3 protein-coding genes and 1 pseudogene are annotated in these 4,396 nt (G+C 45.0%); 2 read left to right on the forward strand and 2 right to left on the reverse strand.

From position 1 onward, the window contains the following. Positions 1-71 precede the first annotated feature (71 nt). Together ACLQ6D_RS02885 and ACLQ6D_RS02890 are read left to right on the forward strand one after the other, a co-directional pair. A complete protein-coding gene (locus tag ACLQ6D_RS02885) occupies positions 72-1,025 on the forward strand; it encodes an IS1595 family transposase (RefSeq protein WP_411725763.1) in 954 nt (317 codons plus the stop codon). Positions 1,026-1,042: 17 nt separating this feature from the next. Next, positions 1,043-1,964 (forward strand): annotated as a pseudogene (locus tag ACLQ6D_RS02890) (IS110 family transposase). A gap of 41 nt (positions 1,965-2,005) precedes the next feature. Here the strand turns inward: ACLQ6D_RS02890 and ACLQ6D_RS02895 are convergent. Both ACLQ6D_RS02895 and ACLQ6D_RS02900 read right to left on the reverse strand, forming a co-directional pair. Continuing rightward, positions 2,006-2,764, reverse strand: a complete 759-nt coding sequence (locus ACLQ6D_RS02895; protein ID WP_411725764.1) for a hypothetical protein — start codon at positions 2,762-2,764, stop codon at positions 2,006-2,008. A 122-nt stretch (positions 2,765-2,886) separates the two neighbouring features. Beyond that, positions 2,887-4,317, reverse strand: coding sequence for a restriction endonuclease (locus ACLQ6D_RS02900; protein ID WP_411725765.1), 1,431 nt, complete (start codon positions 4,315-4,317; stop codon positions 2,887-2,889). Positions 4,318-4,396: the final 79 nt, after the last annotated feature.

Raw genomic sequence — 4,396 nt, forward strand, 5'->3', positions numbered from 1 at the left:
AAGATACTTCAGCTATGCCCTACTGAAAGGCGTAAGCTGAAGGCCAATCAATTAGTTGGGAGGGTCGTGTCATGTCGATGAATCGCATACAATTCCAACCGGGCTTGTCGATGCCTGAGTTTCTCAAGCAGTTCGGTACCGAAGCACAAGGTGAGGCAGGATTAAAGCAAGCACGTTGGCCTCAAGGTTTTGCCTGTCCCCGCTGTGCCCACAAGGGTCACAGTATATTTAAAGTTGGGGCACACCAAGCGTTCCAATGTCAAGCGTGCCGGCACCAAACGTCGCCCATCGCCGGGACGCTCTTCCAAAGCACCAAGCCGCCGCTGACGGCTTGGTTTCTGGCGGTTGACTTCATCAGCCAAGCCAAGACCGGCTTGTCGGCGCCGGCGCTAAAGCGGTTGCTGGGTGTCAGTTGTCCCACGGCATGGTTGGTCCAGCACAAGCTGGTGCAGTCGATGGTGGAGCGCGAAGCCCGCTATACGCTGTCCGGTCATGTCCAGGTCGATGATGCCTACTTGGGCGGCGAACTCAGCGGCGGCAAAGCGGGGCGGGGTCCGGAAAACAAGACACCTTTTGTTGCTGCGCTGTCGTTCGATGAGGGCGGGCATCCGTTGCGGATCAAGCTAAGCGCCGTACCGGCTTTTACCAATAAGGCCATTTCCGACTGGGCTAAGACCCACTTGGCTCCAGGTTGTGCCGTGCTTTCCGACGGCTTGGCTTGTTTTGCTGCGGTGACTGGGGCAAGTTGCCAACACCAAGCGGTCATCGTGGGTGGCCGTAAACCCAAAGGCCTGCCGGAACTCGTTTGGCTCAACACGGCACTTGGCAACCTCAAGACCAGCCTGGGCGGCGCTTATCATGCCTTCGGTTTCGCAAAGTACGCGTCGCGCTATCTGGCGGCATTCGCCTATCGGTTTAACCGCCGATTTCGGTTGGATACGCTACCGATGCGCTTGCTTGTGGCCGCCATTGCCATCGGGCCACGATCTGGTGCTTGGCTTCGCTCGGCTGAAGCAGCTTGCTAATCATTTGAGGTTTTATCATGACACATTTTTATCTCGGTATCGATGTCGCCAAAGCTAAGCTGGACTGTGCGCTGCGCCTTCCCAACGGTAAGTTCCGCGCCAAGGCGGCACCCAATTCGCCGGAAGGCTTTGCCCTTCTGGCCGCTTGGTTAGACACGCACGACGCCACCGAAACCCACGTTTGCATGGAGGCGACGGGCATTTATTGGGAGGCCATCGCCCAATTCCTGGCCAGTGACGGCTTGACGGTCAGCGTGGTCAACCCTGCCCAAATCAAGGCTTATAGCACCTCCTGCCTGGCCCGCACCAAGACTGATGCCGTCGATGCAAGGCTCATTGCCAACTTCTGCGCCGAGCGCAATCCCCCCCTTGGCAAGCCCCCAGCGAAGCCGAACTGACCCTGCGGGCGCTGGTGCTGCGCCTGGACGTGTCCCGCGATGCCGTGAGGGACAACATCCAAAACCACCTGGACTGGCTGGACGCCGAAATAAAGCGCCTGGTCCAGGCCATCAACGCCCACATCGGCAACCACCCCGACCTGAAACAACAACGCGAATTGCCCGGCACCATCCCAGGGCTGGGCGAACGCACCATCCCGGTTATCCTGGCGTTCTATGCCGACACCAGCCGTTTCGCCAACAGTCGGCAAGCCGCCGCGTTCGCGGGACTTGACCCAAGGCATCACGAATCGGGCAGCAGCGTAAAGGGCAAGCCCAGGTTGTTCAAGGTCGGCCATGCCTTCTTGCGCAAAGCCCTTTACATGCCCGCAATGGTCACGCTCCACAAGACCGCCTGGGGAAATGCTTTAAGGGACGTTTGGCCGCATCCGGCAAACCACCCAAACTGATCATCGGCGCAATGATGCGTAAGCTTATCCACGTGGCCTTTGGTGTCCTTAAATCACAACAACCTTTCAACCCTAACTTTCATTGTGCTTGACTCGATTAACAGTATCTACATTTATACGACTTACGGCCTTGTCATTTTCTCTTAAAATAACTCTTTTCTTCATTAGAAAAATATATAAAATTTTCTAACACTTTGAATTCATTATAAGTAATATGTTCTGTTGGGTTTTCCATTGAAAACCAATCAATGCTATTGTTTATAGCTTTTTTGTTGCGCTGACCAAAATATTGATTGTGCCAAACTAAATGACTATAAGCATCCGACTTGTCTTTTATGATTTTTTCCAATAAATCGTCTTCACGTCCATCACGTAATTTGTATTTGTGCGGTTGCGTCTCATACTGTCCAAAATAGGCCTTGTCACGATAAGGAAAAATACCTTCTGAATACTCGATATTTATGTCAAAGCAATATCTTCGAATGTGCCAGATGGTGTGATCAAGATTATCGAGATCAGCCCCACCTATACTGGATGAATATACAAAATATCTATTTGTTCCGTACTCATTTAAATAGCTGATGAATGATTCCGAACGATTAGTAAATGTAAATTCAAATCCTTTTATTCCTTTAACTCGATCTAATGCGCTAACAATGTCGTGACCCAACCTATCATTACTTTTCTTTATCTCGTTTTTATGGATGGCATCTACACCATTAAATAGCAATATAGATTTTAAATATTTTTCTATCGCATGAAGACTAGACCATAGAAATGGTTCTTTTAGTCTTGCCTTAAAGCTCATTCGTGCTGCGATATAGTCTTGATCTGCGGTACATCGCAGTGATCTTCTCGCAAAATCATTAAGAATATCTTGACGATCATCCATTATTTTCCATTGCACCATAAAGACTATAGATCAAGAGATCATAATAAACCTATCAATCGAAAACTATAAGATTTATTGAGTTAGGTCGAAGGTATTGTGATATTGCTAAGATTTTTAATTTATTAAAAAGTCTGAGAAAACGACAAATCACCCGCTAAAAAACTGACAAGCTTATCACCATCCCACAATTCAATATCATGGGTCTCAGCTAATTTAACCGCACTATTCAGAAATGAGTTATTAGTAATTACTATTCCCATGTCACCTGCATAATGCCCTATAGCACCGATAACTTCCTGAACTGCTTTTAGATTAACTTTCGATTTAAATCGCTTGCATTGCACAATAATACGACTACCTTCGTGATTTTCAACAATCAAGTCGGCGCCAAAATCGCCTGTTTTTGGTGTTAATTCGACTCTGAACCCCAGTGCGACGAATTTATCCATGAGCAAGTTTTCAAACTCTACACCTGATAATTCATTTACTTTAGAAAAATCAATTGAAAATGTCGCTTTTAACCGATGTCTTTGTTCAAGTCGTTTAATTTCAGCTTGAAGTGAAGGTATGGTAGGGTGATAAGGTTCTTGTTTTATTAGCTTACTCACTAACTTAACTGAGTCATCCAAATTACCGGATTGAATTGACTTGTTTGCCAATAAACTTAAGTTGTTGGGGTTGCTAAAGAAACTTTCATCAATTTTATAAAGTTGTATGGCTTTATCTATTGCACCCATATCAACGAATAATTCACCGACAATATGTAGCTTTTTATAAATTTCAAAAATTAAATAATCTTCTTCATGGCTTAATAAAAAATAAATAGTTTCTATCAATGCAGCAGTATAGCGATTATGTTTTTTATAATGCTTGATAGCACTAATAAATTGTTCGATGGAAAGTGGAAGGTATTGTTTATGAGGGGTATAAATAATGATGAAGCCATTCTGCGGAGTGTTCATATTAACTTGCTGCTTCGGTTCTCTAATAAGACCGTAGTCGTCAACCTGCCATTGAGTAATCTGAAATGATTTATTTATGCAGGCATTATTTATTCTAAAAATTATGTCTGCAGGAATTAATTCACAACATAAACCAAGCAAAAGCTCTATTTTCCCATTTCGTGATTTTGGGTTTCTTATTAGGCTTTTGAACTTTTCAATTAGGGCTGGTTTTTGTCGTTCTAGCTCATCAGCTTTTTGTTGTTTTAACAAAAGAGCTTTAGCTATTTTTTGGTTCTTTAGCTCATCTTTTCGACGCTTTAACTTTTCCGCTTCTTTTTGTCCTTCCGGTGTGCTTTGCCGTTTTCGAAAATAAGTTGATAATACCTTACGCATTTTATGATTAACTGCATCATCCGCATTGCAATTAAATCCAGAGTTTTTCAAACCTTCTAAAGCTTGTTTTAACGGAATCTCTGAAATCTTTGCGTATTGTCGAATTGTTTGATCTGCATTTTTAATCATATTTACTGCCCAATATTTAGCAAGGTAGCCTGGATGAAACGTAGTGGAATCCAGGGTTATAAATTCCCGTATTTCGCGTTGCTTCATGGGCTACAAAGTTACAAAATATGCACCTCTCCCGTTATGCCGCGCCGAGCATTGGAGCATTTATCGGGAATAGCCCGTT

The organism is Methyloglobulus sp. (assembly GCF_046714055.1).
In the GTDB taxonomy this organism is placed as follows: Bacteria; Pseudomonadota; Gammaproteobacteria; order Methylococcales; family Methylomonadaceae; genus Methyloglobulus.